This window comes from Staphylococcus sp. NAM3COL9, assembly GCF_001431205.1.
Taxonomy (GTDB): domain Bacteria; phylum Bacillota; class Bacilli; order Staphylococcales; family Staphylococcaceae; genus Staphylococcus.
This window is the reverse complement of the sequence record NZ_LGPC01000016.1, coordinates 592,815-619,691: the sequence shown is the minus strand read 5'-3', so window position 1 is coordinate 619,691 and position 26,877 is coordinate 592,815. Positions and strand designations below refer to the sequence as shown.

The window sequence follows — 26,877 nt, the reverse complement described above, 5'->3', positions numbered from 1 at the left end:
GAATCAGTACAAGATCAAGCAGCAATGGATCTTTACGAATCTGCAGGCGCTTCACAATGGGTTACTGCATAATTCAAACAATAATAATTAATAATTTTAAATAAAGTATTCAAAACCTGCTTCTATATTATAGAGGCAGGTTTTTTTGTTGTTTAAATATTTCCGGGGAAATGTAAGTATAGTATGAATACAATGCAAGCATTACAAATAATGTGACCAGATGTCTTCGCTTGGAATCGATTCTACAGATATGATTTCATCTTTAGTCGGATGTTTTATGCTAAGCTGCGATGCCCATAAAGCAATTTGTTGGCCAGGTTTATTCATATGTTGCCCATATTTTTGGTCTCCATATAATGGTAAATTTTGATTTGCAAATTGCACTCTAATTTGATGTGAACGTCCAGTTCGTAATTGTACTTCGACTAAACTTTTCTTTTCAGCATTATGAATCATCTTGTAGTCTAAGATAGCTTGTTTTGCTTCTTCTTTATTTGAATCTACCACATGTACGATGTTTTTATTACGATCCTTCCAGAGATAATCTTTAAGTTCACCGTGTTTTTTTGCAGGTGCACCATGAACAACTGCTAAATATGTTCTATTAAAGTTTTGTTTTCTTAATTCATTTGATAAACGAGATGCAGCTTTGGATGTTTTAGCAAAAACCATAGCACCACCAACAGGTCTGTCAAGACGATGTACTAAGCCAAGATAAACCTTCCCTGGTTTATTATATTTTTCTTTAATGTAATCTTTTAGCATAGATAATAAATCTTCATCTTTTGAGTCATCTGCCTGTACTGGTATGTTAATCGGTTTTTCGACCATAAGTAAATGATTATCCTCATAAAGGACATTGATAAACATTGAACTCCTCCAAATTAATTTAATGAATTACATAGTTAGTACGCAGTATTAAAAAACAACTAAAAATATATCAACATAGTATATTATCATATTTTGAAATAAATTCAATATCATAAATATATTTTAGGAATAAAAAATAATTCATTTAAAATAACGTGAAATGAAAATAAATTAAAGTGAAAAGTAAGTATATACTATTGGTGTAAATATACATCGTTGTCACACTAATTACATAGAGGTTACATAGAGTTAAAGCTAAGTGTTCTATTTATGAACTATCATGAAAGGAATTTGATTGAAATTTTTTGCAATTATTAAGGTTTTTAGTGTAATGGGAGTGTAAAAAGGTGATTGTTTTTTTAACTTCACTGTAACCCACAAGCTATTTATAGATGTTAAAGTAGAACTTGTAAATTAATTGAGGAAAGTAAATCGTCTATGGAGATGATTGAAATTACGAATTAATTTTAAAACTATAAAAATTATCTCTTAGGAGGATTATTAATAATGAAAAAAACAGTAATTGCATCAACTTTAGCAGTAGGATTAGGCGTAACAGGAGCAGCAGCAGGAAATTCAGCTGACGCTTCAGAACAAGGCGTCGACAATGCAGACTTAGCGCAACAAGCTCAATCAAACTCTGAACAATTAAATCAAGCACCCGTACAAGAGGGTTCATATAACCATAACTTTACTCAAGATGGCGTAAATTATAACTTCCAATCAGATGGCACAAACTATACTTGGAACTATGGTGAAGGTTCAAATGGTTCATCAGAACAAGCTTCAACTAATAGTGGACAACAACAAACTCAACCACAACAAGAGCAAGCGCAACAGGCAACTGCTGAGCAACCAGCTGAACAAGCAGCTCCTCAAACTGAAGAAACTCAACAACCACAACAAGAAGCAGCTTCAACTCAATCTTCAGACAGTTCAAATGAATCAAGCTCAAGTGAAGCTTCAAGTGGTTCATCTGTACAAGTTAATGATCATTTGAAAGGAATCGCTGAACGTGAATCAGGTGGCGACCTTAAAGCTGTTAACGCATCATCAGGTGCAGCAGGTAAATACCAATTCTTACAAAGCACTTGGGATTCAGTAGCACCTGAACAATACCAAGGTCAATCACCAACTGAAGCTCCAGAATCAGTACAAGATCAAGCAGCAATGGATCTTTACGAATCTGAAGGTGCTTCACAATGGGTTACTGCATAATATAAACAGTAATGTCTAATTAAAATAAAATAGAGTTAAGTGAATACACTCATCCCTGTTTCTACTTATGTAGAACAGGGATTTTTATATGTAAGTAGATTTATTTTGATAGTTGATTAAGTAATTGGTGTAAGGGAATAATATGATATTATGAAAAAACTTTTAGGACATTTAGTCGTAGCATTAACGTTAGCAATTATATTATTTTTGACTACTTTATTTTTTGATTTATTTAAATCGTTGTACTTAACAGCATTATTATTGAATATAGACTTTTTAATAAATGACAATGATTCAAATATTATTTTGGAATTTTTAATTCATGTAGGTATTACAATTTCACTCTATGGTTCACTTTATTTTATTTATAAAAAGTGGGGGGATTATTATTATATCGCAATACTTTTTACAATGATTTCATTTTTAGCATTGTATCCATTATTAATTTATATTGCAGTTAATCCGATTTTTCAATTTCAATACTTGGGTTATATATGTTGGACCATTGCGCATACTATATTTTTAGTTTGCACGCATAGAGCAATTAAATATATGGAGAGCAAACTTTAAAATTCATAATTTTGGTTGAAACATAGTCGAGGAGAGATAACTTTATATGAACTCGGGCAACTACGATTAATAGAAAGTTTAAAACATTTCAAGAAAAATATTACAGCAAAAGAAGCTCATGAATATGACTTAGCATTTTTTGACATGATTATTCAAAATATTAAGCCTAATATAACATTGAATAATCACCTTAATGAATTCAAAAAAATGGGTGAATATAGGTATATTAACTTAACGGGAAAATTTTAGAACAAACAAATAGAATAGAGCGTTTAGAATTAAATAAGGTTTTTGAAAATAGTATATTTATATCTGAAGATATTGGAAGTGAAAAGCCTGATTGTGCTACTTTTTTAAAAGTGACACATATACTTAATATTAGACCTGAGGATACAATATATGTAGGATATTCTTGGAGAAATGATGTTACTGAATCACTTAATGTAGGTATGAAAACCATTTAGTTTAATGGTGACAAAAACATAAATGACAAAAATATAGAAGTTATTAATAGTAGTATAGAAGGATTAGTAAAAAATTTGATAATACGAGTAAAACGCTAAATAAAAAACTGTTATGCATCATGCATAACAGTTTTTTTAAATTATTGACTTACAAGGTTTTTGAAGTTTTCTAAGCGTGCTGCTTTTTCTTCTTCGCTAATATCATGTTTTTTTACATAACGGTTATTTTCATGAGTTGCACATTCGTGTGAACAAGCACCTAAATAACGTACTTCATTTTCTTCAGATACAAGAATTTGTTTGTTACATTCAGGATTGCTGCAATTGATATAACGTTCGCATGGTGCACCATTGAACCATTCTTTACCAACAACTGTTTTATCAACTTGGTTAACTTCTACACTAATACGTTCATCGAAAACGTACATTTTACCGTCCCATAATTCACCTTTTACTTCTGGGTCTTTCCCGTAAGTAGCAATACCACCTTCAAGTTGACCTACATTCTCAAAGCCTTCTTTTAATAAGTAACCCGAGAATTTTTCACAACGGATGCCGCCAGTACAATAAGTGACAATTTTTTTGTCCATGAATTGTTCTTTATTTTGTTTGATCCAATCAGGTAAGTCTCTAAATCTTGTGATATCAGGACGAACTGAGCCACGGAAATGACCTAAATCATATTCGTAATCATTTCTTGCATCAATGACTATAGTATCATCAGCTAATAAAGCTTCTCTAAATTCTTTTGGTGATAAGTAATTTCCCGTTAATTCTCTTGGGTCAACGTCATCTTCTAAATCTAGTGCAACGATTTCTTCTCTTGGACGTACATGCATTTTTTTGAAAGCATGTCCTTCAGCTTCATCAACTTTAAAAGTAATTCCTTTAAATCTTTCATCTGATTTTAACTGTTCCATATATTTATTAGTAGCTTCGACTGTTCCAGATACAGTACCATTGATACCTTCTGTAGATACTAAAATACGACCCTTAAGTTCTAAATCTTTACAAAAATCTAAATGCTCCGTAGCAAAAGTTTCGGAGTCATCAAGTGTTGTATATTTATAATACAATAATACTCTATAATCCATAATTCGATTCTCCTCTAATCTATTCTTTTCATTATTATTAATATAAAATTTATGGTTGAAGTGGTTGGTTGTATTGAAGCAATGTGATGCTTCATTTATAATTTGCGTACTCATTATTTTGAGTAAAAGAACAAAATTCTCCTTATTGCATTATAACAAAAAAAGGATAATATTCAATTTATTAATTTAAATTAGTGCAACATTTTTATTATATATGAAAAGTACATTCGAAGAAATAGAAAATAAATATGCTCATCTCAAAGTCGTCACTTTAATAGTGAAAAAAATGAAAAGAGCATAGGTATATAGCATTTATTTTATACTTTCTAAATTTTGAAAGCAGCTATTATGAATTTATTTCCTTTTATTTGTGCAAACAAGTGCAGTTACTAAGCCAATTGTACTTATAGCAAAAATGATGTTCATAATTGCTAAAGTTTCGATGATTACGACATCTTTGCCTAATCTTTCAAAGGCATTTTGCTGCATTTCCTTTTCAGAACTTAAATCGCTTTGTGATCTTGAAGGTTTTTCTTCGATATCTTCTAACATTCTTTCTTCAACTTTAGGCATGTAATTCCTCCTTGTGTACTACTTTAATATGTTCCCTTTCAACAAAAAGTCAATCATACATCTGTGAAAACGCTAAACTATAAGTAATTGCAAATGGATGAGGATATTACTATACTGAATTGATAATTGTTAGTAGAAAAGGGAGAGATGTAAATGGAAACAGTATACTTGGCAGGCGGATGTTTATGGGGTGTACAAGCTTTTGTTAAAACTTTACCTGGTGTAATAGATACAGAAGGTGGTAGGGCAAACGGTATTACAGATACACTCGATGGTGAATATGATGGATACGTAGAAGTCATTAAAACAAAATTTGATCCAGAAAAAGTGACAGTTATAGACTTAATGGGATACCTATTTGAAATTATTGATCCTTATAGTGTAAACAAGCAAGGTGAAGATGTTGGCTTGAGATATAGAACAGGATTATACAGCGAAGATGCCAAGCATTTAAAAGAGGCACAAGCGTTTATAGACGCAATTGAAGACCATCATCTGATTGCAACAGAAGTATTACCACTGACAAATTACGTGAAAAGTGCAGAAGAAAATCAAGATAGATTAACAAGATTCCCTAATGATTACTGTCATCTTCCTAAAGCACTCGTAAATAAATATAAATAAATAAACAAAGCGGTTCTCATTATTCTGAGAACCGCTTTGTTTATTTGTAATGATTATGAACTAACTTATTACGCATAAGAGAAGGAGTACATCTTTAAGCTTTCAACACATCTTTTTCTAATGGAATTGATTTTTGAGCGCCTTCAACTTGTACTGTAAGAGAAGCTGCTTTATTCGCGTAAGTAATACTTTCTTCTATATTAAAGTCTGTCATATTGAGACGACTGGCTAGTGCACCAATAAAAGTATCGCCTGCTGCTGTTGTATCAATTGCTTTCACTTTAAACGAAGGTATTAAACCAGCAGTAGTTGCTGTTGCGTAATAAGTACCTTGTTCACCAAGTGTGATAATTACAACTTTCATACCTAAAGATAAAAAGTATGCTGCGTTTTGATGCATTGATGTACGATCTGTAACTGGAATACCACTTAATAATTCTGCTTCTGTTTCGTTTGGCACAATAATATCAGTTAAAGTAAGTAAATCCTTAGACAATTCACTTGCTGGAGCTGGATTTAAAATGGTAGCGACATTGTTTTCACGAGCAATTTTAAAAGCACTAATAATCGCAGGAACAGGCACTTCAAGTTGAGCAATAATGTAATCTGCTTCTGCAATTGCGTCAGATGCTTTATTTACATCTGTGTCATTTAATTCCATATTTGCACCACCATAAACTAAAATTGTATTTTGTCCATTGGCATCAATTGTAATGAATGCTTGACCTGTTTGAGCAGTATCTGTTGTCATGATGTAATCTATATTCATATGCGCTTGTTCAAAATCTTCTAACATGAAATCTGCGTCACCTTCAGTTCCAATCTTAGAAATGAAAGTTGTCTGGGCATTTGAGCGTGCAGTTGCGAGTGCTTGATTTGCGCCTTTACCGCCACCATAAATTTTTTGCGCATTTTGAAGATGTAACGTTTCTCCCGGTTTAACAAAACGATCTACGTTTAAAATTTTATCTACATTGGTAGAACCAATAATTACAACTTTATTTGTCATAGTATATTCTCCTTTTTTCTTTAAAATGTCACGTTAGATTCAAGTGCAATATTTGAAAATGGCGACGTTTCCCCTGTACGAATATTAGCTTTTGTTAATGAATGATTTAAATTTTGTTTCATTTCTTCGTGTGGAATAAAAGAAATTTCTACATTGTCACCAATTAATGATTTGATTTGTTTAAGTTGTTCAGAGTTTTGCGTTTTAATTTCTTCTGCAAGAAATATTTTTTGAACTTCAACTTCTGATAAAATGTTCTCTAAAACATCGATAAAGCGTGGTAAATCTTTAGTAATCGCTAAATCAATACGTTGTTCGTCATTTGGAATCGGCATACCCGCATCATTAATCGTTATTAAATCAAAATGCCCCAATGTTGCAATTGCATGTGAAACATGACTATTTAAAACCTTTGTTTTTTTCATAATTAAATCTCCCATCCTATACTTTATTTAATAAATACTGTAACTGCTGCTGCTATTAATATGATTATAAGTCCAATAATCGTAATAATAAGTTCTTTTGGTGTTTTTCTCTGCTTCAAGAAATAAATACCAGTTAATGTAGCTAATACTACCGATGTTTGTGATAGTATAAATCCGGTCGCTAAACCATTCATATCTGACTGTGCAGAAATTAAGTATGTTAATGCACCTAATGCAAAGAAAAATCCTGAAATAATTTGTTTCCAGCTGACTTTTTCTAAGAAAGCATTGCCCTGTTTCATATTCATAAATGCATAAATGACTGCAGCAAGCACCATACCCATTGCTTGTGGTAAGAATGCTTCCATACCACTGATATTCGTTGCTTGAGGTGCTGCAGAGTAGGCCCAATAACCTATTTCACCTATAAGTAGTAAAATAACTGCATTTCTTAATTTCTTACTATATTGTTTTCCAGATTTTTCACTCCAAACTGTCATATATGCACCAATAAGCACAACAATTAGAGCAGTGAAGCCGATAATTTTATTTGTTAATCCTGGCCAATCTCCTAATGCAAAGACACCCCATAATGATGCACCTAACAGTTGAAATGCAGTTGTGATTGGCATAGCTCTAGAAGAACCGACTAGACCAAATGCTTTAAATGTAATGATTTGTCCAAAACCCCAACCCACTCCTGAAATCAATGAAAATATAAGATTCATTCCTGTTGGAAAATTCACACCTTGAATTAATGCGAAACAAAATGCGAAAATCAACGTTCCTACTGTTGCACCAAATATTTGGTTAACTGGTCGTCCACCGAATTTAGATGCGATGGTAGGGAATAGCCCCCAACCCAGTAATGGTCCAAGACCAATTAAAATTGCTATAATATCCATAAGACACCTCTATATATATTTATGTAGTGATTATTTTTAGGTAAAACGATTTAGTAAAACGTTTTACTAAGTCATAATAACATCATTCCTTATTTTTGTACACGCTTTCATTTTCGCAAAAAAATATAAGACCTAGAAGATAAACTGAAAATTGATTACTGCTAAATCGAGTTAAGCAATCAATGACGTTTCATTTGGTCTTATATTATGTGTATTTTATTTTTTTAAATGTTGCGTTGTTTCTCTAATAATTAAATCATTATGTAAAGCAACGTTATGTAAAGTTGCATCATTTTGTTTCAGCTTATGAGTAATTAAAGCTAATGCAGCCTCACCTATTTCTTTAATCGGTTGCGCAACTGTTGTAAGGGAAGGGACAAGATACTTTGCAATGTCTATGTCATCAAACCCAATTACTGAAATATCATTTGGCACGTGAAATCCTTTATCAGCTAGACCACGCATAATACCAATAGCCATCTCATCATTCGTTGCAAAAACGGCACTAGATTTGGATTTTATTATGTCATCGATAGCTGCAAATCCACCTTCTTTACTTAAAGGGGTTTTGATAATTATAGGCGATGGTATCTTATGCGTTTTACAATGTTTAATGAAACCTTCTGTTCTTGCTTTCATATTACTAGTAAGATCATAGGGTTGAATGATTGAAATGTGAGTATGACCATAATCAATTAGATGTGCGGCTGCAAGTTCACCACCATTGTATTCATTTGTTTTTACGATATCAGTAAATCCATGGTCATCACTTTGATCTAGTACGATGTAGGGTATATTATGATTTAGTAAATATTGATTTAAACGGGACGGGTTTTTAATCATTTGTGCAATAATCAGACCATCCATGCCTCGTTCGACAAGATGCATAATACCTTCTTCTATTTTATCTTCTTTTGTTGTTAAGAAGAATAAATCGACATCATCTGGTTTATAATCGTCCATAGTTTGCATCATCGTAGAAAAGAATGGATTAGTTAAATTTGGTAATAGCACACCGATTAATTTTGTTTTGCTACCGCGTAATTGTTGCGCATTTTTATTAGGGAAGTAGCCTAACCGCTCTTTAGCAGCAATGACATTGTTTACTGTTTCCTCTGAAAAGCGGTTACTTTTTTTATTTAAAATTTGTGAGACCGTAGTCAAAGACACGTCTGCTTCTTTAGCTACATCTTTGATAGAAACTTTTTTCATCCAAGTACACTCCTTATACAATCTATCCATTTAATATAATAAGTAATATTTTTATTGATTATAGCGTACCATGTAAAAAGTAAAATGTATCAATTTCTTATGTATAAAATGAAAACGCTTTATATAGAGGGGATAATTTTAAAAAAAGTGAAGAAAACATAGGGTGACGTAGTTCATGTAGTAAATATTTTTACAGATAGGTTGGAATAAAGGTGGCTAATCTCATAAAAAATGGGGTGATGCCTTTGGTTTCTACTCCAAGAGTGGATAGAAGATGACGGATTATGAAATGTTAATGGTTGTTTTAACGATCATTAGACTCATATTATTTTGAAATTAATTAAACGGCCACCGTCTTTTAACGGGTCTGTGAGGGAGATATGTTCGCGCATATCTCATTCTTAATTATAATATAACAACAGTTAATTCATAAGTCGAAATATTTTAGTGAATGACATTTAAATGTTGTGACAGTAGTCTTCTAAGAGGGAAGGCAGTATAAAATATAACATTTAAATCGGTGCGTAAATGCTTAGGATTATGTGATATGTGCAACGTTCAAATTAAATTTTTCTTAAAATTTGATTCATTGGATAAATATGACGTATGCTATAATATGCGGTATTAAGACAAATTGGTGAGACTAGGAGATTTTCAATTATGAATAAGCCAAAATATCAAATTGTAGCGGACGAAATTAAAGAAAAAATAATTAACAAAAGCTATCAAGTTGGAATGCTCTTACCTACAGAAAAGCAATTTCAGAATAGATATAATTTAAGTCGCTATACAATCAGACAAGCAATGGATTTATTAGTTAAAGAAGGATACATTAAAAAGAAAAAGGGTTCTGGCTCATATGTGAGTTACAATTACTTAAATACAAATCAAAACAATGAAACTAAAAAAATAGGTGTAATCGTGACTTATTTATCGGATTATATTTTCCCGAGTATTATTCGGGGCATTGAGAATGTATTAAAAAAACATGGCTATTCTTTAATATTAGCAAGTACGAATAATAATCATGAAGAAGAGCATAAATGTTTAGAGATGATGCTGAATCAAGGTGTGACGGGGCTTATTATAGAACCTACTAAGAGTAATGTTTATAACCCGAACTTGTCCTATTATTCATTATTCAAACAGCGGGATATTCCGATTTTAATGATTAATGCTAAGTATGATGAGTTGAATTTACCTTATATAGCAATTGATGATGTAAAATCTGGCTATTTAGCAACAAAATATTTAATAGATCAAGGACATGAAAATATTGCTTTAATCACAAAAATAGACGATAACCAAGGTAAATTAAGAATGAAAGGTTATTTTAATGCTTTTGAAAGTAATCATATTCTTTTTAAAGGCGAACATATTTATACATTTGATACTGAAAGTAAACCGCAAGTCATCGAACAAATTGTCCAGCATATTTGTGATAAAAAGATTAATATCACTGGCTTGGTTTGTTATAACGATGAAATTGCTTACGAGATTATTCAAAGATTGAAGCAGAGAAATGTGAAGATACCAGGCGATTTATCTGTGGTTGGTGAAGATAACTCAGTACTAAGTAAATTGAGTGAGATGGATCTGACTACAACGTCACACCCCCAAGAATTACTTGGTGGAAAAGCAGCAGAATGGATGATTAACGCGATAGATACAGATAAAAAACAAATGTCACAACTTATCGATACATATATTATCGAACGTAATTCAGTAAAAAAAATATAACGACGGGCTCAAATCAATGCATGCTATTGGTTTGAGCCTTTTTATAGCTTAAAACATGTACGGACATAAAATGATAAATGTTGACATGTACGGACAAATATTATAAAGTGTATTTGAAAACGGTTTCAATAGGAGTGTTGGAAATGGATGGTTTGAAGAAAGCATTAAGCAGTGAAGATATATCGATTGGTATTGAACTTGGTTCTACAAGAATTAAAACCGTAGCAATTGATCAGCATTTAAATACAGTTGCATCTGGACATTTTGAATGGGAAAACGAATTTGTAGATGGATATTGGACATACTCAATTAATGATATATGGGTCGGTTTACAAAAAAGTTATAGTGCAATGACAACAGAAATGAAAGAAAAACATAACTTAACATTAAAACAAGTAAAGTCGATTGGTATCAGCGGTATGATGCATGGTTATCTAGCATTTGATCATAATGAAGACTTACTTGTACCATTTAGAACTTGGCGAAATGGTAATACAGCAAAGGCAGCCACATTACTAAGTGAAGCGTTCCAATTTAATATTCCAGAGCGTTGGAGTATTGCGCATGTATATCAAGCTATATTAGATAAAGAAGCCCATATAAATCAAATTGAATATTTAACAACGTTAGCTGGATATGTGCATTGGTACTTAACTGGTGAAAAAGTAGTCGGTATTGGCGAGGCTTCAGGCATGTTCCCTATGGATGTTAACAACAAAGCTTATAGATCGGATTTATTAAATACCGCGAATGATTTATTTGAAGGTAAAGGATTTGAAAAGTCAGTAGAAGCGATATTACCTGAAATTAAATTGGCAGGAGAAAATGGTGGTCGTCTTACAAGCGAAGGTGCAACATTATTAGATCCTTCAGGCAATCTTGAAGCTGGTAGCGTGATGTGTCCGCCAGAAGGTGATGCTGGCACTGGAATGGTAGCAACGAATACAGTAGCGCAGAATACAGGTAATATATCAGCTGGTACAAGTGCATTTGCAATGATTGTATTATCTGATGCATTAAAAGGTATGTACCCAGAAATTGATGTAGTAACAACGCCCAATGGTAGTGAAGTAGCAATGATTCATACCAATAACTGTACTTCTGATATTAATGATTGGATGAACCTATTTGGTGAAGTCTTAAGCGTCATGGGTGTTGATTTTTCATCAGATAAGTTGTACGGACAAATATTCGAGCGTTCATTAGAAAGTGATAACAACATTGGTGGCTTACTTTCATACAACTATGTTTCAGGAGAAAATATCACAGACGTAGAGACAGGTTATCCATTATTTGTACGTGAGCCAAACTACAATTTCAATTTAGCTAATTTTATGAAAATGCATTTATATAGTGCATTCAGTACTTTGAAAATTGGAATGGACTTATTAAAAAATAATGAATCGATTAACATAGATAAATTAATTGCGCATGGCGGTATTTTCAAAACGAAAGGTGTCGCACAGCAAGTATTATCATCAGCACTTGAAAATAAGATTACGGTAATGGATACGGCAAGTGAAGGTGGCGCATGGGGTATCAGTGTTTTAGCTTACTATACAGCACAAGAATCTCAACAGCCTCTAGATACATTTTTAAATGAAGTTGTATTTTTAAACACTGAAGAAGTAACTGTGGAACCAACGGAACAAGAAATAATTAACTTTAATAACTATTTAGAAAAAGTAAAACAAGGTTTACCTATAGAACAATCGATAGCTAAATATTTAGGAGGCAAATAACATGTTAGAAGCGTTAAAAGCTGAAGTTTATAAAGCAAATTTAGAATTGCCTAACCGAGGGTTGATTAAATATACATGGGGTAATGTGAGTGCCTTTGATGCAGAATCACAATTATTTGTTATCAAGCCGAGTGGCGTAGATTATGATGTCATGAAACCAGAAGATATGGTGGTTTGTAATTTAGATTGTGAAGTGGTTGAAGGGGATTTAAAACCTTCTTCAGATATGCCAACGCATGCTGTACTTTATAAAGCATTTGGTGATATTGGTAGTGTCGTACATACGCATTCACCATGGGCAACAACGTGGGCACAATCAGGATTAAACGTGCCAGCTATGGGAACAACGCATGCAGATACATTCTATGGCGAAATTCCGTGTGCTAGATTTTTAACGACTGAGGAAATTAATAAAGATTATGAGTATGAAACAGGCAATGTCATTATTGAAACATTTAAAGAAAAAGATATCAATCCACATGAAGTACCTGCAGTATTATTGCACGGTCACGCACCATTTATTTGGGGAAATAATTGTGAAAAAGCTGTGATGAACGCAGTAGTGTTAGAAGAAGTATGTAAAATGAATATCTTCACAAGACAATTAAATCCATTCGCAGAAACGTTACCTAAATCAGTACTTGATAAGCACTTTGAAAGAAAACACGGCGCTAATGCCTATTACGGACAAAACTAAGGAGGAAATAAAATGGCTACAACAAAAAAATTCTGGTTTGTGATTGGATCACAAGAACTCTATGGTGATGATGCACTTGCACAAGTTAAACAAAATGCACAAAATATTACGGACGAATTAAACGCACATGCACAATTACCGTTTGAAATCGAACTACAAACAAAATTAGCAATTTCTGAAGATGTTATTACAGATATTATGAAAGAAGCGAATTATCGTGATGATATTTTAGGTGTGATTACATGGATGCATACATTTTCACCAGCGAAAATGTGGATTAGAGGTACTAAATTATTACAAAAACCATTGTTACACTTAGCAACTCAATACAACAATGATATTTCTTGGGAAAACATTGATATGGACTATATGAATTTACATCAATCAGCGCATGGAGATAGAGAATACGGTTATATTAACCGTCGTCTTAATAAGAAAAATGAAATCATTTTTGGACATTGGAAAGATGAAAGTGTACAAAAACAATTAAGCGAATGGATGGTTGTAGCCAATGCTTATAATGAAAGCTTTAACTTAAAAGTTGCAAGATTTGGTGACAACATGAGAAATGTAGCTGTTACTGAAGGGGATAAAATCGAAGCACAAATTCAATACGGTTGGACTGTAGATTATTTTGGTATAGGTGATTTAGTAGAATATATAAATCAAGTAACAGATTCTGAAGTAGATCAATTATTTAAATCATATGAAGATTTATATGACTTTGATTACAGAGACTACAGTGAAGCTGCATTTAATACTTCTGTTAGAGAACAAATCAAATATGAAATTGCAATTAAACGCTTTTTAGATGACGGGGGATACACTGCTTTCACTTCTAACTTTGAAGATTTACATGGCATGAAACAATTACCAGGTTTAGCAGTACAAAGACTTAACGAACACGGTTATGGCTTTGCAGGTGAAGGCGATTGGAAGACTGCTGCTTTAGACCGTTTACTTAAAATTGCTGCAGAAAATGAAGCAACAGGGTTCATGGAAGATTATACGTATGACTTAAGAAGCCATCAATCACATATATTAGGCGCACATATGTTGGAAGTTGATCCAACGCTAGCAGACACGAAACCTAAAATCGTTGTAAATCCCTTAGGTATAGGTGATAAAGAAGATCCAGCAAGATTAGTATTTGATGGAAAAGCAGGCGACGGCGTAGTTGTTACAATGATGGATTTAGGCACACACTTCAAGTTTATTGTGAATGAAATTACTGCTAAACAATTAGATGAACCTGCACCTAACTTACCAGTAGCTAGAGCGTTATGGGATGTTAAACCATCATTAGAACAAGGCGTGAAACGTTGGATTGAAGAAGGCGGCGGCCATCACACAGTACTGTCACTTAAATTGAATACATCGCAAATAGAAATATTATTAAACATGTTTGATTCAGAATATACATTAATAAATTAAATTACAGTAGATTATCGTTAGTCAAATGACGTAATGTAAGGCATATTTTGCTTTAAAAAAGGGTGAATGGGATGAAAATAAACAGTAAAGTTTCGAATCGCTTTATCTATTTCTTCGGCGCTTTTGGTGGGATACTTTTTGGTTATGACATAGGTGTTATGACGGGAGCGTTACCATTTTTAAGAGAAGACTGGGATATTAATAGTGGATTTATAATTGGCTTAATTACTTCGTCAGTAATGCTAGGCGCCATATTTGGTGGTATTTTAGCAGGTAAATTATCTGATACGTTAGGTAGAAGAAAAATGATTTTAATTTCTGCAATTATTTTCGTAATTGGTTCTATTTTGTCAGGTATCGCACCACACGATGGTAGTTATTTCTTAATTATATCAAGGGTGATTCTTGGATTAGCAGTTGGTGCTGCATCAGCATTAGTACCAGCTTACATGTCAGAAATGGCTCCAGCCAAGTATCGTGGCCAATTGTCTGGTATGAACCAAACAATGATTGTATCAGGTATGTTGTTATCTTACATCGTAGACTATTTCTTAAGAGGTTTACCTGTTGAAATGGGCTGGAGATTAATGCTAGGTGCAGCAGCAGTTCCAGCAATCATTTTATTCTGGGGCGTATTAAAACTACCAGAGTCTCCTAGATTTTTAATTAAAAATAATAAATTTAAAGAAGCTAAAATAGTTTTAAGTAACCTTAGAAATAATCAAAACGTAGATAAAGAATTTGAAGAAATAAACAAGACAATTCAAATAGAAAGTAAGCATAAAGTAAATCAATCATTAGCAACATTATTTAGTGGTAAATATAAATATTTAGTCATCGCTGGATTAGGTGTAGCTGCGTTCCAACAATTCCAAGGGGCAAATGCAATATTCTATTATATTCCATTAATTGTTGAACAAGCTACGGGTAGCTCAGCAAGTACAGCATTGATGTGGCCAATTATTCAAGGTGTGATTTTAGTATTAGGATCATTACTATTCATTTGGATTGCGGATAAATTTAACAGAAGAACATTACTTATGTTGGGTGGTACTGTGATGGGATTATCCTTCATATTACCGGCAATCATTCATTTATTCTTACCAAATGCGAACCCGATACTAATCGTTATATTTTTAAGTATCTATGTAGCGTTCTATTCGTTTACATGGGCACCGTTAACATGGGTCATAGTTGGAGAAATCTTCCCATTAGCAATTAGAGGGTTTGCATCAGGTGCAGCATCTTCATTAAATTGGATTGGTTCTTTCTTAGTCGGATTACTATTTCCAATTATGACAGTGTATTTCCCCCAACAAATCGTATTTGCGATATTCGGCATCATTTGTATACTCGGCGTACTATTTGTGAAAAAATTCGTTCCAGAATCTAGAGGACATACACTAGAAGAAATCGAAGCAATCGGTGCTTCAAATGCTTCAAACAATGTAAAAGCACAAACTGAAAAAGTATAGTTAATATATTAATTTGAGGCTGAGACATAAATTTATGTCTCAGCCATTTGATATTTCTATAAACTACAAATGTCTAGCATTTAAATTTAAGGACCTTCTCTAAAAAATATCTTATAGGATTTTAGAGAAGGTCCTTTTCGTGATGGCCATAGCTTATTTAAAGAAACTTAAAACAAAGTCTATACCTTCTGCAAATAACACTATATTTTCAGTGTTTGTAGTGTTAATTTGAAAAATATTTTTCACAAAATCATTTGCTTCCTCGTCATAGATATAATTGTCTGAGTCGAATTTTTCATCCCAATGATTTATTTTAAAGCCTCTTTTTTAATTAAGTTAGATTATCAGTTGCATAATTGCGATGATAATTAAAATACTCACAATCCATTTCTGTACAAAGCTTGGTACTTTATTGCCTACTTTTAAACCTAATGGCGCAAAGATAATACTTCCAAGAATTAAAAATAGTGCATTTGTCATAGGGATATAACCTTGCATAAACTTTATAACGAAAGCTCCTATTGAAGACATAAAAGCAATGACGATACTGTTAGCGACAACAGTCTTCATTGGTAATTTAAATACCACGAGTAGTATAGGAATAATAATAAAGGCACCACCTGCACCGACTATACCTGAAATAATACCTATTATAACTCCAATACTTATAAGTAAAGGTCTGTTAAATTGAGAAGTTTGTGAAGAAGGCTTCACTTTAATAAACATCAATATTAGCGCTAACACAGCGATTATAATATATATAACGTTTATAAATACAGCATTAAATAAATTTACTAGAAGCGCACCAAAAATACTTCCTATAATCATGCCTCCACCCATATAAGTGACAAGTTGTGAAGAAAATCCAGGTTTTTTCCTGGCTTTTATTGAACCACTCAATGTACTAAAGAAAACCTGACTTGAAGTAAGGCCTGATGCGATATATGCACTATATGCAGGCGCACCAAATAATGGTGGTAACAATAGAATAGCTGGATAAATAATAATTGCGCCTCCAATACCTACTAACCCAGAGATAAATCCCCCAAATATTCCAATAAACAACATAATAGTTATTGTGAGCATATCCATTATTTACTTTTCACTAATAATTCAATGGCTTCGTTAATTAATTCTTGAGAATCTTCATTATTTTCATCTGCTTCTCTTACACACTCAATTAAATTTTCACTAATAATGACACCCATTAATCGTTGAATAGAACTTTTAGATGCACTAAGTTGAGTAATGACATCTTTACAATGCTTCTCGTCTTCCATCATTTTAATGACGCCATTTAACTGACCTTGAACTCGTTTTATGCGGTTAACCATTTTTTTATCGTAATCCATAATTTACCCTCCATATTAAAAACTAATTACCTACATACTAAGTGAATAAATTAAAAGTGTCAAATAGGGTATGGGGTATTTGACAATAGTGTATACAGACTTTATGATACCCCTGTAGGTATTTTTAGGAGGGTCAATATGAAACAATATAACAAAAAATATATTAATGATTTAAGTGAATCAGAATTAGTAAGATTAGCTTCTGAGGGCCAACTGATTGATGTTAGAACAGAAGAAGAATATGAATTAGGGCATATCAACGGTTCCATACTACATCCTGTTGATAGCATTGAAACATTTAATTACGATAAAAATAAAACTTACTATATACACTGTAAAAGTGGAAATCGCAGTGCTAAAGTGAGCGAATATTTATCTGACCAAGACTATGATGTAGTCAATTTAGAAGGTGGTTATCAAGCTTATGCACAGAACAATGTGAGTGAAGGTGAAGCAGTAGTAGAAAGTGCAGAGGTAGATATTAAGTCAGACCGTAAACAATTTAATTACAGTAATCTTCAATGCCCAGGGCCTATAGTTAATATCAGTAAAGAAGTAAAAAATATTCAAGAAGGTGACCAAATGGAGGTTACTGTTACAGATCCAGGTTTCTCTAGTGATATTAAAAGTTGGGTGAAACAAACAGGTCATACATTGGTAAATTTAAATGAAAATGGGCATGAGATTAAAGCTATTATCCAAAAAGAGCAACCTAAAGCTATGGAAGTTAACCAGACAGCTAAGGGCACTACAATTGTATTGTTTAGTGGAGAGTTAGATAAAGCAGTGGCAGCAATGATTATCGCAAATGGTGCTAAAGCTGTAGGCAGAGATGTTACTATCTTCTTTACTTTCTGGGGTCTTAACGCCTTGAAAAAGGAAAACACTTCAAAAGTGCGTAAACATGGTATTGCGAAAATGTTTGATTTGATGTTGCCGAAGTCCCCTTTAAAAATGCCGCTTTCTAAAATGAACATGTTTGGATTGGGTAATGTGATGATGCGTTATGTAATGAAAAAGAAAAATGTTGATTCGCTACCATCACTTATCAACCAAGCGATAGATCAAGATATTAAACTGATTGCATGTACGATGAGTATGGATGTTATGGGCATTAAAAAAGAAGAGTTGAGAGATGAAGTTGCCTATGGCGGTGTAGGTACGTATATCGGCGACACTGAAAACGCGAGTCATAATTTATTTATTTAGTACGAGTGTAACGGTTAAAAAGGAGGATGTATTATGTATTTCAAACAATTTTATAATGAACACTTATCACAAGCTTCTTATTTAGTAGGATGTCAACGTACAGGTGAAGCAATAGTGATAGATCCAATTCGTGATTTAGCGGAATATATAGAAGTAGCAGATAGTGAAGGATTTACGATTACACATGCCGTAGAAACACATATACACGCTGACTTTGCTTCGGGTATTCGCGATGTCGCAAAGCGTTTAAATGCAACAATTTATGTATCTGGTGAAGGTGATAATCAATTAAGTTACCAAAACATGCCAGACCAAACACGTTATGTTAAACACCAAGATAAAATTAAAGTAGGTCACATTAAATTAGAAGTGTTACACACACCAGGCCATACCCCAGAGAGTATTAGTTTTTTATTAACTGACGAAGGTGGAGGTAGCCAAATACCTATGGGGCTATTTAGTGGTGACTTTATATTTGTTGGTGATATTGGTAGACCTGACTTATTAGAAAAAGCAGTTCAAATGGAAGGTTCTACAGAAGTTGGTGCCGAACAAATGTATCACTCTATTGAGACTGTAAAAGATTTACCAGATTATATTCAAATATGGCCGGGACATGGGGCAGGCAGTCCTTGTGGCAAGTCACTAGGTGCGGTGCCAATGTCTACCTTAGGTTATGAAAAAGTAAACAATTGGGCATTTAATGAGACAAATAAACTAACGTTCATTGAGACATTAACATCAAATCAACCCGCACCACCACATCACTTTGCGCAAATGAAAAAAATTAATCAGTTTGGAATGGACTTATATCATTCATATGACATTTATCCTAGTTTAGATAAAGATAATTTAGCTTTTGATATCCGTTCTAAAGAAGCTTTTCATGGTGGTCATACTAAAGGTACAATCAATATCCCTTTTAACAAGAACTTTATTAACCAAATCGGGTGGTATTTAAATTATAATCAATCCATTGATTTAATAGGTGACAAAAAAAATGTAGAAGCAGCAGTACACGCATTACAATTAATAGGATTCGATTATGTTAGCGGATACCGTTTGCCAAAAAATTTAATGATGACATCATCTATTCATAGTACTGATATGACAGGTCAAGAACAGCACATATTAGATGTGCGCACTGACGAAGAATGGCAGAATGGACATCTATCACAAGCGATTCATATTCCACATGGCAAATTGATGATTGAAGATATACCATTTAATAAAGAAGATAAAATATATGTTCACTGTCAATCAGGCGTAAGAAGTTCTATAGCAGTAGGGATATTAGAAGATAAAGGTTTTAATCATATTATTAATGTGAGAGAAGGCTATCAAGCTTTTAGTGAATCAGTGAAATCAAAGTAGTAATATTGTATGTTTAATTAAAAAATAAATTAGCAAAAAGTGTATTTACGATTCAACTGTGCCGCACACCCATATTATGGAAGTACGGCACAGTTTTTTTAGTGCTAAATTGATTTTACACATGAGAGGTATATACTCGTTTTATAAACAATAATTTACATGGGAGAGGGAACGCTATGGCTGACCTTGTAGCAAAGTTAACAAACGGGATAAAATATTATGATCAAAAGAAAGTCTTAGATGGCATTAATATAGAATTATCTGCTGGAGAGATTTTAGGATTAATCGGACCTAGCGGTTCAGGAAAGACTACGACGATAAAATGTTTAATGGGTATGGAAAGTTTAGATGAAGGACAGGCTCAAATTTTCAACAAACAAATACCTAATCGCAAAGTATTGAATGAAATAGGCTATATGGCCCAAAGTGATGCGCTATACGAGTCATTAACAGGTCGAGAAAACTTAGTGTTTTTCGGTAATTTGATGGGATTAAAAGATAAGGAACTAGAAGCAGCAATTGCTAGAAATACAAAAATAGTAAATTTAGAACATGAATTAGGAAAGGTAGTTTCTCATTTTTCAGGTGGCATGAAACGTAGACTTTCTTTGGCTATAACGCTGCTAGCTAATCCTAATCTTATTATTTTAGATGAGCCTACGGTTGGTATTGATCCTAAACTCAGAAAAGATGTTTGGAAGCAATTGAATGGTTTAGCAAATGAGGGTAAATCGGTGATTGTTACAACCCATGTTATGGGAGAGGCGGAACGTTGTGATTATATAGGCCTAATTGTTGAAGGGAAACTATTTACGATTGGAACTCCTCAAGAATTAAAAGTTAAATTTGAAGCTGATTCTATAGAAGAAGTGTTTATAAAAGCAGAAGCGGAGGTACAATAATGAGATTTAAGGCGATTTTCATCAGAGTTATTAAAGAATTATTACGAGATAAAAGAACGTTAGCTTTAATGTTATTGGCTCCGATTTTAGTTTTAACACTGATGTATTTTATTTTTGATACTAATAATAAAACAAATATCAAAATGGGCATGGATGAATCAGTATCAAATGAAATTGTGAACGCTGTGCCCTCAGATAAAGTGGATATTGAAAAATATGATGCGCCTAGCTCAATTAAAGACACGATTGTGGATTCAGAGTTGGATGCATATATTGAACAAAAAGGGTCTAATCTAGAAGTTACGTATAAAAACGAAGATTCAAGTCTTACAGGGTCAACGAAACAATTGTTAGCGAGTGCAATCCAAAAGAACAAGATGCAAGATATGACTAAAATTGTCGAAAAGATACCAGACAATATAAAACATGACAATGAACAACACTCAGAAGCATTGAGCACAGATAGTCATTATCTTTATGGTGATGCTAACAGCACATTCTTTGATAAAATATTTCCAATTCTCATTGGGTTCTTTGTCTTTTTCTTCGTATTCTTAGTTTCTGGTATAGCACTTTTAAGAGAACGTACGAGAGGGACTTTAGAACGTGTACTTGCAACATCTGTTAAAAGAAGTGAAATTGTTTTTGGTTATTTAGCAGGTTATGGTTTGTTTGCGATATTACAAACGTTAATTATAGTGTTGTATTCAATATACTTATTGAAAGTTGAGATTGTAGGCAGTATTTGGTGGGTATTATTAATTAATATACTTATCGCATTATCTGCTTTAGCTATTGGTTTGTTTGTTTCAACTTTTGCAAATTCAGAATTTCAAATGGTTCAATTTATACCGTTAGTTGTTATACCTCAAGTCTTTTTCTCTGGTCTTATACCTTTAGACAGCATTGCTAATTGGGTAAGTGCTATTGGCTATATCCTTCCATTGAGATACGCAGGAGATGCCTTGACCAATGTGATGATTAAGGGACAGGGATTTGAATTTATTTGGTTCGATATTGCCATACTGTTACTATTCATTTTCATATTTACAATACTAAATATTATTGGTCTTAAACGTTACAGAAAAGTATAAATGCCAATTTCAACATAACTAGACACATCAAGAGATAAATATGATAAGACATTTTTGCTTTTAAAATAGTGCAACATTTGAAATTCCTATTCTATAATGCAATATAAAGTGTTATAAAATATAGTGTGCTACATACAAATATGAAGATATATGGATGAGGTGGTAAAGTTGAAAAAGAAAAATATTTCAGCAGAAGTGGTAGCAAAAAAAGCTAATGTATCACAATCTACAGTTTCCAGAGTTTTTACACCTGGTAAAAGTGTATCAGAAGAAACAAAACAAAAAGTGTTAAAAGTTGCCAATGAATTAAATTATAAACCAAATGCTTTAGCTAGAGGTTTGATTACTAATAAATCTAAATTAATTGGTTTAGCTATGAAAGATAAACAGAATCCCTTCTATCATGAAGTCTTAGCATTATTCACACAAAAATTGAAACAATTTGGCTATTCTGTGTTATTTGTATATACAGAAAATGAAGAAATTCAACAAGAAGAAATTAACCAATTTATTGAGTATAATGTTAATGCAATTGCTCCTACATTTGTAGAAACAGAATTAACAGAGTAGATGTACTGAATCGTATTTTATTTCATAAAATGCCAAAACCTACAGATATTTCAGGTGCAGTCATATATTTAAGTTCACAATTATCAAATTTTGTTACAGGTGAAACCATCAAAAAAGATGGTGGTTGGACAGCGATTTAGTTAGCCACTAATCCTATGTAAGCTAAATTTGTATTATAGAAATAAAACCAAAAATACTTTCGTAATAATTTATATTACGAAAGTATTTTTGGTTTTGATAAGTTAAACGTTTTAAGATCCTTTGTTAAATAAAATAAGAAGTTTATTATTTAATAAGTAAAAAGACTATAACATTACAATGATTGCGCTTACAAACATTATAATGTTATAATCTTTTGCGAGAGGTGAGCTAATGTGAAAAGTTCAGGAATTATTAAAAATATTGCTACTTTAGACAATCGTCGAGTTGATATTTTGCTCAATAACGGTGTAATTGAAAAAATTTCAAATGACAATCTTTTAGAAGGCCACATCCTTTTTGATGGTTCAAATTCTTTTGTATCAACGGGTTGGATTGATTTGCATGTACATGCATTTTCAGATTTTAGTCCTTATGGAGATGAAATCGATGAGATTGGAGTAAAGCAGGGCGTCACGACAATAGTCGATGCAGGTAGTTGTGGTTCAGATAGAGTTAGTGAATTATATGAGAGAGCACAAAGTAGTCACACAAATGTATTTTCATTTTTAAATATTTCTAAAATTGGTCTAGAAAGAATAGATGAGTTATCAAATTTAGAATGGATAGATATGAGTCAGTGTATTGAAGCTGCTGAAGATTTTAAAGATATGATAATCGGATTAAAGGCACGTATAAGTAGTAGCGTGGTTAAAGGTAATGGGACAATTCCACTAGAGAGAGCAGTAGAAATAAGTGAACAATTAAAATTACCAATTATGACTCATATTGGTTCAGCACCACCTAAAATTCAAGATGTTCTCCCTTTACTTAGAAAAGGAGATGTTATTACGCACTTTTTAAATGGTAAAGCTAATAATCTATTTGATGAAAAAGGTGAACCATTAATAGTCTTAAAAGATGCGATGAGACGAGGCGTGAATTTAGATGTTGGTCATGGTAATGCTAGTTTTTCCTTTGAAGTTGCTCAGCAAGCTCAACGAAGAAATATACATTTCGATAGTATAAGTTCAGATATTTATAAAAAAAATAGACTAGAAGGACCAGTATTTAGTTTATCTAATGTGCTAACGAAATTCTTGTATCTTGGTTACACGTTAGATGAAATTATCAAGGCAGTAACAGAAAAACCTGCTGAAATAATAAATAAACCTAATTTAGCAGAGTTTAAAGAAGGTATAACAGCAAATTTAACTATATTTGATGTTACTGATGCAGAACAAATTCTAATAGATTCTCATGAACATGAAGTTACAACAAATAAAGTAATCAAAGAAAGAGGCGTGGTAGCAAATGGCAAATTCATTGAATTATAAGTATGGTTTGAAACAAGTCATAAATGCAAGTGGGAGAATGAGTATTCTAGGTGTGTCTTCACCTACAAATTCCGTGATGGAAGCGATGAAATTTGGAGGACAAAATTACGTGGAAATTTCAGAGTTAGTTGATAAATCTGGTAAATACATTGCGAATAAAATTAATGCTGAAGATGCTGTTGTTGTAAACTCAGCTTCTAGTGGCATTGCGTTATCTATTGCAGGAATTGTTACTGGGGGTAATGAGCGTAAGAGTCAAAAATTGCATAATGAAAAAATAAATAGAAATGAAGTTATTTTATTTAAAGGACATAATGTTCAATACGGTGCACCTATCGAAACTATGGTGTATTTAGGAGGAGGGCGCACTGTTGAAGTAGGTTATGCAAACGAAGGTAGAGATAAACATATAAAAGAAGCAATAAGTGAAAATACGGCAGCTATTTTATATGTTAAATCTCATCACGCTGTGCAAAAAAATATGGCATCAGTTGAAGAAATATATGAAGTAGCACAAAGTCACAATATCCCGCTCATTGTCGATGCAGCAGCTGAAGAAGACTTGGAAAAATATATCAAATGTTCTGATTTGGTCATATTTAGTGGTTCAAAAGCAATTCAAGGACCAACTACTGGTATTGTTGCTGGTAAAAAAGTGCTCATTGAAGCGGTTAAAGTTCAATTACATTATATTGGGCGCAGTATGAAAGTAGGAAAAGAGTCGACTTTCGGATTACTACAAGCTTTGGATGAATACTTTGATAAAGTAGATAATTCCAAAAAAGAAAAAAATGAGCTGAAAAAATTAGAACCATTAAATAATTATAAAGGTATTAAATTAGAGGTTGTTCAAGATGAAGCAGGCAGAGAAATTTATAGAACACGCGTACATGTGAATCCATCTATTCTAAATTTAACAGCAGAATTATTTTCTGAAAAACTAAAAAAAGCTGATATTGCTATATATACGCGGGATTATGGGGTTAAACAAGGATTCTTCGATATTGATCCTAGACCATTAAAGCAAGGGGAAATTGAAATTATTTATGAAACAATTATTGAAATCCTGGAGGAGGTTATTTAATGAAAATTCTAGAAAGATTTTATAAAGATAGAGTAGCTTTGAACGTATTAGCTAAAGGTGAAGAAAATATAAAAGAAGTCTTTCATGCAGCAGATAAAAATGTGGTGATAGGGGTCTTATCAAAAGATTACGATAGTGTAAATACTGCTGTGAAAGCTATGAGCCAGTTTGGAAATGAGGTAGATGATGCAATATCAATAGGACTAGGCGCCGGAGATAATAGACAAGCAAAAGTGGTGGCTGATATCGCGAAATATTATCAAGGATCACATATTAATCAAGTGTTTACGAGTGTTGGGCAAACAACAGCTAACAGCGGTGAACATACTTGGGTTAACGCTTTAGTGTCTCCTACAGGCCAACCCGGATACGTTAATATTTCTACGGGACCTGTAAGTAGTGAAGGCGTTGAGAAAGCGAATATCCCAATCCAAGCAGCAATTAACTTAATTAAGGATATGGGAGGTTCGTCAATTAAATTCTTTCCAATGAAAGGTTTAGTTACGATTGAAGAGTATAAAGCAGTGGCTCAAGCATGTGGAGAAGCAAAATTTGGTTTAGAGCCAACAGGTGGTATTACAAAAGAAAATTTTGAAGAAATAGTGAAAATCGCATTAGAATATAACGTTCCTAAAATCATTCCACATGTATATTCTTCTATTATTGATAAAGATACAGGACTAACAAATATAGAAGATGTCGAGTGGCTAACATATAAAATAAAGCAATTAGTTGATGCTTATGAGTAAACATATTGCAGCCTATGGAGAAATAATGATGAGATTAGAAGTACCTGATAATCTCTTGTTAAGACAAGCAGAAAATTTAAAATACTCTTTTACTGGTACAGGTGTTAATGTAACAAGTTTATTATCACAATTTGGATATGATACAAGATTGATTAGCGCAGTTCCGGGTAATGCTATTGGAACAGCAGCTATTGGAGCAATAAGAAAGTTAGGCATCCATAGTGATTTCGTTATTAAAAATAATGATAATTTAGGAATGTACTTTTTAGAGCAAGGATTTGGAAATCGTCCAAGCAATGTTACTTATACTAATAGACAGCAAAGTAGTTTTAATACAACAGATATCTCAAAATATAATATTTCCCAGTCATTAGAAGGTATTGATGTTTTGCATATTTGTGGTATATCTTTAGCCATGAACGACTTAACTCAAAATAATATTTTGACTATAGTTAAAATAGCAAAAGAGAAAAGTATTCAAATTGTCTTTGATTGTAACTTTAGACCATCGCTATGGGGAGATAATGGTAATCAACGTGCTAAGCCTTACTATGAGAGGGTTTTAGCAGAAGCGGATATCGTGCTCATGAGTGAAAAAGATGCAATTAATACACTGAATTTAACAACAAGCAAAGAAACAAAAGAAGAACAATTAGAAGAACTATTACCAATTGTATCTAACAAATATGATATAAACATTATTGCTGGAACGATAAGAACGATTCAAGGCAATAATCAAAATAATATCAAAGGTTATTTATTTAAAAACAAAAAGATGTATTATTCTAAAGCATTCGAAGTCGATATTTTAGACCGAATCGGCACTGGAGATGCCTATACTTGTGGTGTGATGCATGGTGAATTAACAAATATGGATCCTCAAGAAATGGTTTCATTTTCAACGGCATCTTGTGTATTAGCACATACAATATCTGGGGATACATCATTGTTTGATACTGATGATATAATAAAAATCATAAATGAAGAAAAAAATGATATTGAGAGGTAATTGATTT

29 protein-coding genes are annotated in these 26,877 nt (G+C 32.7%); 20 read left to right on the top strand and 9 right to left on the bottom strand.

Features of this window, described 5'->3' with window-relative positions; translation table 11 throughout:
- Nucleotides 1–201: 201 nt before the first annotated feature.
- Complete coding sequence (locus ACA31_RS12510) at nucleotides 202–870, bottom strand: RluA family pseudouridine synthase (RefSeq protein WP_057513651.1); 669 nt, start codon at nucleotides 868–870, stop codon at nucleotides 202–204.
- A gap of 507 nt (nucleotides 871–1,377) precedes the next feature.
- Between ACA31_RS12510 and ACA31_RS12505 the strand changes: the two genes are divergently transcribed.
- From ACA31_RS12505 to ACA31_RS13600, 3 genes are all read left to right on the top strand, one after another.
- The gene (locus ACA31_RS12505) at nucleotides 1,378–2,088 is read left to right on the top strand and encodes a transglycosylase family protein (RefSeq protein ID WP_057513650.1); all 711 of its coding nucleotides are present in this window, start codon (nucleotides 1,378–1,380) and stop codon (nucleotides 2,086–2,088) included.
- A 150-nt stretch (nucleotides 2,089–2,238) separates the two neighbouring features.
- Complete coding sequence (locus ACA31_RS12500; RefSeq protein WP_057513649.1) at nucleotides 2,239–2,658, top strand: hypothetical protein; 420 nt, start codon at nucleotides 2,239–2,241, stop codon at nucleotides 2,656–2,658.
- Nucleotides 2,659–2,900: 242 nt separating this feature from the next.
- On the top strand, nucleotides 2,901–3,122 hold the full coding sequence (locus tag ACA31_RS13600; protein WP_172793180.1) for an HAD hydrolase-like protein: 222 nt from the start codon (nucleotides 2,901–2,903) through the stop codon (nucleotides 3,120–3,122).
- A 140-nt stretch (nucleotides 3,123–3,262) separates the two neighbouring features.
- Here ACA31_RS13600 and trhO read toward each other — a convergent pair whose 3' ends face one another.
- Both trhO and ACA31_RS12485 read right to left on the bottom strand, forming a co-directional pair.
- Nucleotides 3,263–4,216 carry an oxygen-dependent tRNA uridine(34) hydroxylase TrhO gene (trhO, locus tag ACA31_RS12490; protein WP_057513648.1) on the bottom strand — a complete coding sequence of 318 codons (954 nt, stop codon included), beginning with the start codon at nucleotides 4,214–4,216 and terminating at the stop codon, nucleotides 3,263–3,265.
- A gap of 354 nt (nucleotides 4,217–4,570) precedes the next feature.
- Nucleotides 4,571–4,789 (bottom strand): hypothetical protein, encoded by a 219-nt coding sequence (locus ACA31_RS12485; protein WP_057513647.1) that lies wholly within the window; start codon nucleotides 4,787–4,789, stop codon nucleotides 4,571–4,573.
- A gap of 153 nt (nucleotides 4,790–4,942) precedes the next feature.
- Here ACA31_RS12485 and ACA31_RS12480 point away from each other — a divergent pair, with 153 nt between their 5' ends.
- Nucleotides 4,943–5,413: a peptide-methionine (S)-S-oxide reductase gene (locus tag ACA31_RS12480; RefSeq protein WP_057513646.1), complete on the top strand. Its 471-nt coding sequence runs from the start codon at nucleotides 4,943–4,945 to the stop codon at nucleotides 5,411–5,413.
- A 94-nt stretch (nucleotides 5,414–5,507) separates the two neighbouring features.
- Here the strand turns inward: ACA31_RS12480 and rbsK are convergent, their stop codons facing one another.
- The 4 genes from rbsK to rbsR form a co-directional block, all read right to left on the bottom strand.
- Nucleotides 5,508–6,422, bottom strand: coding sequence for a ribokinase (gene rbsK, locus ACA31_RS12475; protein ID WP_057513645.1), 915 nt, complete (start codon nucleotides 6,420–6,422; stop codon nucleotides 5,508–5,510).
- Nucleotides 6,423–6,442: 20 nt separating this feature from the next.
- Nucleotides 6,443–6,847 (bottom strand): D-ribose pyranase, encoded by a 405-nt coding sequence (gene rbsD / locus ACA31_RS12470; RefSeq protein WP_057513644.1) that lies wholly within the window; start codon nucleotides 6,845–6,847, stop codon nucleotides 6,443–6,445.
- Between the two features lie 23 nt (nucleotides 6,848–6,870).
- Nucleotides 6,871–7,752 (bottom strand): ribose/proton symporter RbsU, encoded by an 882-nt coding sequence (gene rbsU, locus ACA31_RS12465; protein ID WP_057513643.1) that lies wholly within the window; start codon nucleotides 7,750–7,752, stop codon nucleotides 6,871–6,873.
- Between the two features lie 216 nt (nucleotides 7,753–7,968).
- The gene (gene rbsR, locus ACA31_RS12460; protein ID WP_057513642.1) at nucleotides 7,969–8,964 is read right to left on the bottom strand and encodes a ribose utilization transcriptional repressor RbsR; all 996 of its coding nucleotides are present in this window, start codon (nucleotides 8,962–8,964) and stop codon (nucleotides 7,969–7,971) included.
- A gap of 274 nt (nucleotides 8,965–9,238) precedes the next feature.
- Between rbsR and ACA31_RS13630 the strand changes: the two genes are divergently transcribed.
- The 6 genes from ACA31_RS13630 (at nucleotide 9,239) to ACA31_RS12435 (ending at nucleotide 16,052) form a co-directional block, all read left to right on the top strand.
- Complete coding sequence (locus tag ACA31_RS13630) at nucleotides 9,239–9,298, top strand: hypothetical protein (protein ID WP_441296197.1); 60 nt, start codon at nucleotides 9,239–9,241, stop codon at nucleotides 9,296–9,298.
- Nucleotides 9,299–9,624: 326 nt separating this feature from the next.
- Complete coding sequence (locus ACA31_RS12455; protein WP_057513641.1) at nucleotides 9,625–10,704, top strand: GntR family transcriptional regulator; 1,080 nt, start codon at nucleotides 9,625–9,627, stop codon at nucleotides 10,702–10,704.
- A 143-nt stretch (nucleotides 10,705–10,847) separates the two neighbouring features.
- Nucleotides 10,848–12,446 (top strand): xylulokinase, encoded by a 1,599-nt coding sequence (locus ACA31_RS12450; RefSeq protein ID WP_082587080.1) that lies wholly within the window; start codon nucleotides 10,848–10,850, stop codon nucleotides 12,444–12,446.
- A 1-nt stretch (nucleotide 12,447) separates the two neighbouring features.
- Nucleotides 12,448–13,143, top strand: a complete 696-nt coding sequence (locus ACA31_RS12445; RefSeq protein ID WP_057513639.1) for an L-ribulose-5-phosphate 4-epimerase — start codon at nucleotides 12,448–12,450, stop codon at nucleotides 13,141–13,143.
- A gap of 12 nt (nucleotides 13,144–13,155) precedes the next feature.
- Nucleotides 13,156–14,577, top strand: a complete 1,422-nt coding sequence (gene araA / locus ACA31_RS12440; protein WP_057513638.1) for an L-arabinose isomerase — start codon at nucleotides 13,156–13,158, stop codon at nucleotides 14,575–14,577.
- A 71-nt stretch (nucleotides 14,578–14,648) separates the two neighbouring features.
- A complete protein-coding gene (locus ACA31_RS12435; protein WP_057513637.1) occupies nucleotides 14,649–16,052 on the top strand; it encodes a sugar porter family MFS transporter in 1,404 nt (467 codons plus the stop codon).
- 336 nt (nucleotides 16,053–16,388) lie between these two features.
- On the opposite strand, the gene ACA31_RS12430 is transcribed toward ACA31_RS12435, so the two are convergent.
- Entirely contained in the window at nucleotides 16,389–17,144 is a 756-nt protein-coding gene (locus tag ACA31_RS12430; RefSeq protein WP_057513636.1) for a sulfite exporter TauE/SafE family protein, read from the bottom strand.
- Nucleotides 17,144–17,404, bottom strand: a complete 261-nt coding sequence (gene cstR / locus ACA31_RS12425; protein WP_002506435.1) for a persulfide-sensing transcriptional repressor CstR — start codon at nucleotides 17,402–17,404, stop codon at nucleotides 17,144–17,146. Before cstR ends, ACA31_RS12430 begins: the two co-directional genes overlap by 1 nt.
- Before the next feature lie 138 nt (nucleotides 17,405–17,542).
- On the opposite strand from cstR, the gene ACA31_RS12420 reads away from it, so the two are divergent.
- The 10 genes from ACA31_RS12420 (at nucleotide 17,543) to ACA31_RS12380 (ending at nucleotide 26,870) form a co-directional block, all read left to right on the top strand.
- Nucleotides 17,543–18,613: a DsrE/DsrF/DrsH-like family protein gene (locus ACA31_RS12420; RefSeq protein WP_057513635.1), complete on the top strand. Its 1,071-nt coding sequence runs from the start codon at nucleotides 17,543–17,545 to the stop codon at nucleotides 18,611–18,613.
- Between the two features lie 33 nt (nucleotides 18,614–18,646).
- Nucleotides 18,647–19,987, top strand: coding sequence for a persulfide dioxygenase-sulfurtransferase CstB (cstB, locus tag ACA31_RS12415; RefSeq protein ID WP_057513634.1), 1,341 nt, complete (start codon nucleotides 18,647–18,649; stop codon nucleotides 19,985–19,987).
- Between the two features lie 176 nt (nucleotides 19,988–20,163).
- On the top strand, nucleotides 20,164–20,889 hold the full coding sequence (locus ACA31_RS12410; RefSeq protein ID WP_057513633.1) for an ABC transporter ATP-binding protein: 726 nt from the start codon (nucleotides 20,164–20,166) through the stop codon (nucleotides 20,887–20,889).
- Nucleotides 20,889–21,983 (top strand): ABC transporter permease, encoded by a 1,095-nt coding sequence (locus ACA31_RS12405; RefSeq protein WP_057513632.1) that lies wholly within the window; start codon nucleotides 20,889–20,891, stop codon nucleotides 21,981–21,983. The genes ACA31_RS12410 and ACA31_RS12405 overlap by 1 nt, the downstream gene beginning before the upstream one ends.
- A 150-nt stretch (nucleotides 21,984–22,133) precedes the next feature.
- Nucleotides 22,134–22,553 carry a LacI family DNA-binding transcriptional regulator gene (locus ACA31_RS12400; protein ID WP_253721397.1) on the top strand — a complete coding sequence of 140 codons (420 nt, stop codon included), beginning with the start codon at nucleotides 22,134–22,136 and terminating at the stop codon, nucleotides 22,551–22,553.
- A 29-nt stretch (nucleotides 22,554–22,582) separates the two neighbouring features.
- Nucleotides 22,583–22,693 (top strand): hypothetical protein, encoded by a 111-nt coding sequence (locus tag ACA31_RS13595; protein WP_156393460.1) that lies wholly within the window; start codon nucleotides 22,583–22,585, stop codon nucleotides 22,691–22,693.
- 234 nt (nucleotides 22,694–22,927) lie between these two features.
- Nucleotides 22,928–24,028: an amidohydrolase/deacetylase family metallohydrolase gene (locus tag ACA31_RS12395; protein WP_057513630.1), complete on the top strand. Its 1,101-nt coding sequence runs from the start codon at nucleotides 22,928–22,930 to the stop codon at nucleotides 24,026–24,028.
- Nucleotides 24,006–25,112 carry a DgaE family pyridoxal phosphate-dependent ammonia lyase gene (locus ACA31_RS12390; RefSeq protein WP_057513629.1) on the top strand — a complete coding sequence of 369 codons (1,107 nt, stop codon included), beginning with the start codon at nucleotides 24,006–24,008 and terminating at the stop codon, nucleotides 25,110–25,112. Before ACA31_RS12395 ends, ACA31_RS12390 begins: the two co-directional genes overlap by 23 nt.
- The gene (gene dagF, locus ACA31_RS12385) at nucleotides 25,112–25,861 is read left to right on the top strand and encodes a 2-dehydro-3-deoxy-phosphogluconate aldolase (protein WP_057513628.1); all 750 of its coding nucleotides are present in this window, start codon (nucleotides 25,112–25,114) and stop codon (nucleotides 25,859–25,861) included. Before ACA31_RS12390 ends, dagF begins: the two co-directional genes overlap by 1 nt.
- Nucleotides 25,854–26,870: a sugar kinase gene (locus ACA31_RS12380; RefSeq protein WP_057513627.1), complete on the top strand. Its 1,017-nt coding sequence runs from the start codon at nucleotides 25,854–25,856 to the stop codon at nucleotides 26,868–26,870. The genes dagF and ACA31_RS12380 overlap by 8 nt, the downstream gene beginning before the upstream one ends.
- Nucleotides 26,871–26,877 lie beyond the last annotated feature (7 nt).

What these genes read in the sequence shown, in the direction of transcription:
- trhO (WP_057513648.1), bottom strand. Translation starts at nt 4,216, where the DNA reads ATGGATTATAGAGTATTATTGTATTATAAATATACAACACTTGATGAC.
- ACA31_RS12485 (WP_057513647.1), bottom strand. Translation starts at nt 4,789, where the DNA reads ATGCCTAAAGTTGAAGAAAGAATGTTAGAAGATATCGAAGAAAAACCT.
- ACA31_RS12400 (WP_253721397.1), top strand. Translation starts at nt 22,134, where the DNA reads ATGGATGAGGTGGTAAAGTTGAAAAAGAAAAATATTTCAGCAGAAGTG.
- ACA31_RS12510 (WP_057513651.1), bottom strand. Translation starts at nt 870, where the DNA reads ATGTTTATCAATGTCCTTTATGAGGATAATCATTTACTTATGGTCGAA.
- ACA31_RS12410 (WP_057513633.1), top strand. Translation starts at nt 20,164, where the DNA reads ATGGCTGACCTTGTAGCAAAGTTAACAAACGGGATAAAATATTATGAT.
- ACA31_RS13595 (WP_156393460.1), top strand. Translation starts at nt 22,583, where the DNA reads ATGCCAAAACCTACAGATATTTCAGGTGCAGTCATATATTTAAGTTCA.
- ACA31_RS12420 (WP_057513635.1), top strand. Translation starts at nt 17,543, where the DNA reads ATGAAACAATATAACAAAAAATATATTAATGATTTAAGTGAATCAGAA.
- ACA31_RS12480 (WP_057513646.1), top strand. Translation starts at nt 4,943, where the DNA reads ATGGAAACAGTATACTTGGCAGGCGGATGTTTATGGGGTGTACAAGCT.
- ACA31_RS12405 (WP_057513632.1), top strand. Translation starts at nt 20,889, where the DNA reads ATGAGATTTAAGGCGATTTTCATCAGAGTTATTAAAGAATTATTACGA.
- ACA31_RS12430 (WP_057513636.1), bottom strand. Translation starts at nt 17,144, where the DNA reads ATGGATATGCTCACAATAACTATTATGTTGTTTATTGGAATATTTGGG.
- ACA31_RS12500 (WP_057513649.1), top strand. Translation starts at nt 2,239, where the DNA reads ATGAAAAAACTTTTAGGACATTTAGTCGTAGCATTAACGTTAGCAATT.
- rbsK (WP_057513645.1), bottom strand. Translation starts at nt 6,422, where the DNA reads ATGACAAATAAAGTTGTAATTATTGGTTCTACCAATGTAGATAAAATT.
- araA (WP_057513638.1), top strand. Translation starts at nt 13,156, where the DNA reads ATGGCTACAACAAAAAAATTCTGGTTTGTGATTGGATCACAAGAACTC.
- ACA31_RS12455 (WP_057513641.1), top strand. Translation starts at nt 9,625, where the DNA reads ATGAATAAGCCAAAATATCAAATTGTAGCGGACGAAATTAAAGAAAAA.
- cstB (WP_057513634.1), top strand. Translation starts at nt 18,647, where the DNA reads ATGTATTTCAAACAATTTTATAATGAACACTTATCACAAGCTTCTTAT.
- ACA31_RS12435 (WP_057513637.1), top strand. Translation starts at nt 14,649, where the DNA reads ATGAAAATAAACAGTAAAGTTTCGAATCGCTTTATCTATTTCTTCGGC.
- ACA31_RS12505 (WP_057513650.1), top strand. Translation starts at nt 1,378, where the DNA reads ATGAAAAAAACAGTAATTGCATCAACTTTAGCAGTAGGATTAGGCGTA.
- ACA31_RS12450 (WP_082587080.1), top strand. Translation starts at nt 10,848, where the DNA reads ATGGATGGTTTGAAGAAAGCATTAAGCAGTGAAGATATATCGATTGGT.
- rbsU (WP_057513643.1), bottom strand. Translation starts at nt 7,752, where the DNA reads ATGGATATTATAGCAATTTTAATTGGTCTTGGACCATTACTGGGTTGG.
- rbsD (WP_057513644.1), bottom strand. Translation starts at nt 6,847, where the DNA reads ATGAAAAAAACAAAGGTTTTAAATAGTCATGTTTCACATGCAATTGCA.
- ACA31_RS12380 (WP_057513627.1), top strand. Translation starts at nt 25,854, where the DNA reads ATGAGTAAACATATTGCAGCCTATGGAGAAATAATGATGAGATTAGAA.
- cstR (WP_002506435.1), bottom strand. Translation starts at nt 17,404, where the DNA reads ATGGATTACGATAAAAAAATGGTTAACCGCATAAAACGAGTTCAAGGT.
- ACA31_RS12445 (WP_057513639.1), top strand. Translation starts at nt 12,448, where the DNA reads ATGTTAGAAGCGTTAAAAGCTGAAGTTTATAAAGCAAATTTAGAATTG.
- ACA31_RS12390 (WP_057513629.1), top strand. Translation starts at nt 24,006, where the DNA reads ATGGCAAATTCATTGAATTATAAGTATGGTTTGAAACAAGTCATAAAT.
- rbsR (WP_057513642.1), bottom strand. Translation starts at nt 8,964, where the DNA reads ATGAAAAAAGTTTCTATCAAAGATGTAGCTAAAGAAGCAGACGTGTCT.
- dagF (WP_057513628.1), top strand. Translation starts at nt 25,112, where the DNA reads ATGAAAATTCTAGAAAGATTTTATAAAGATAGAGTAGCTTTGAACGTA.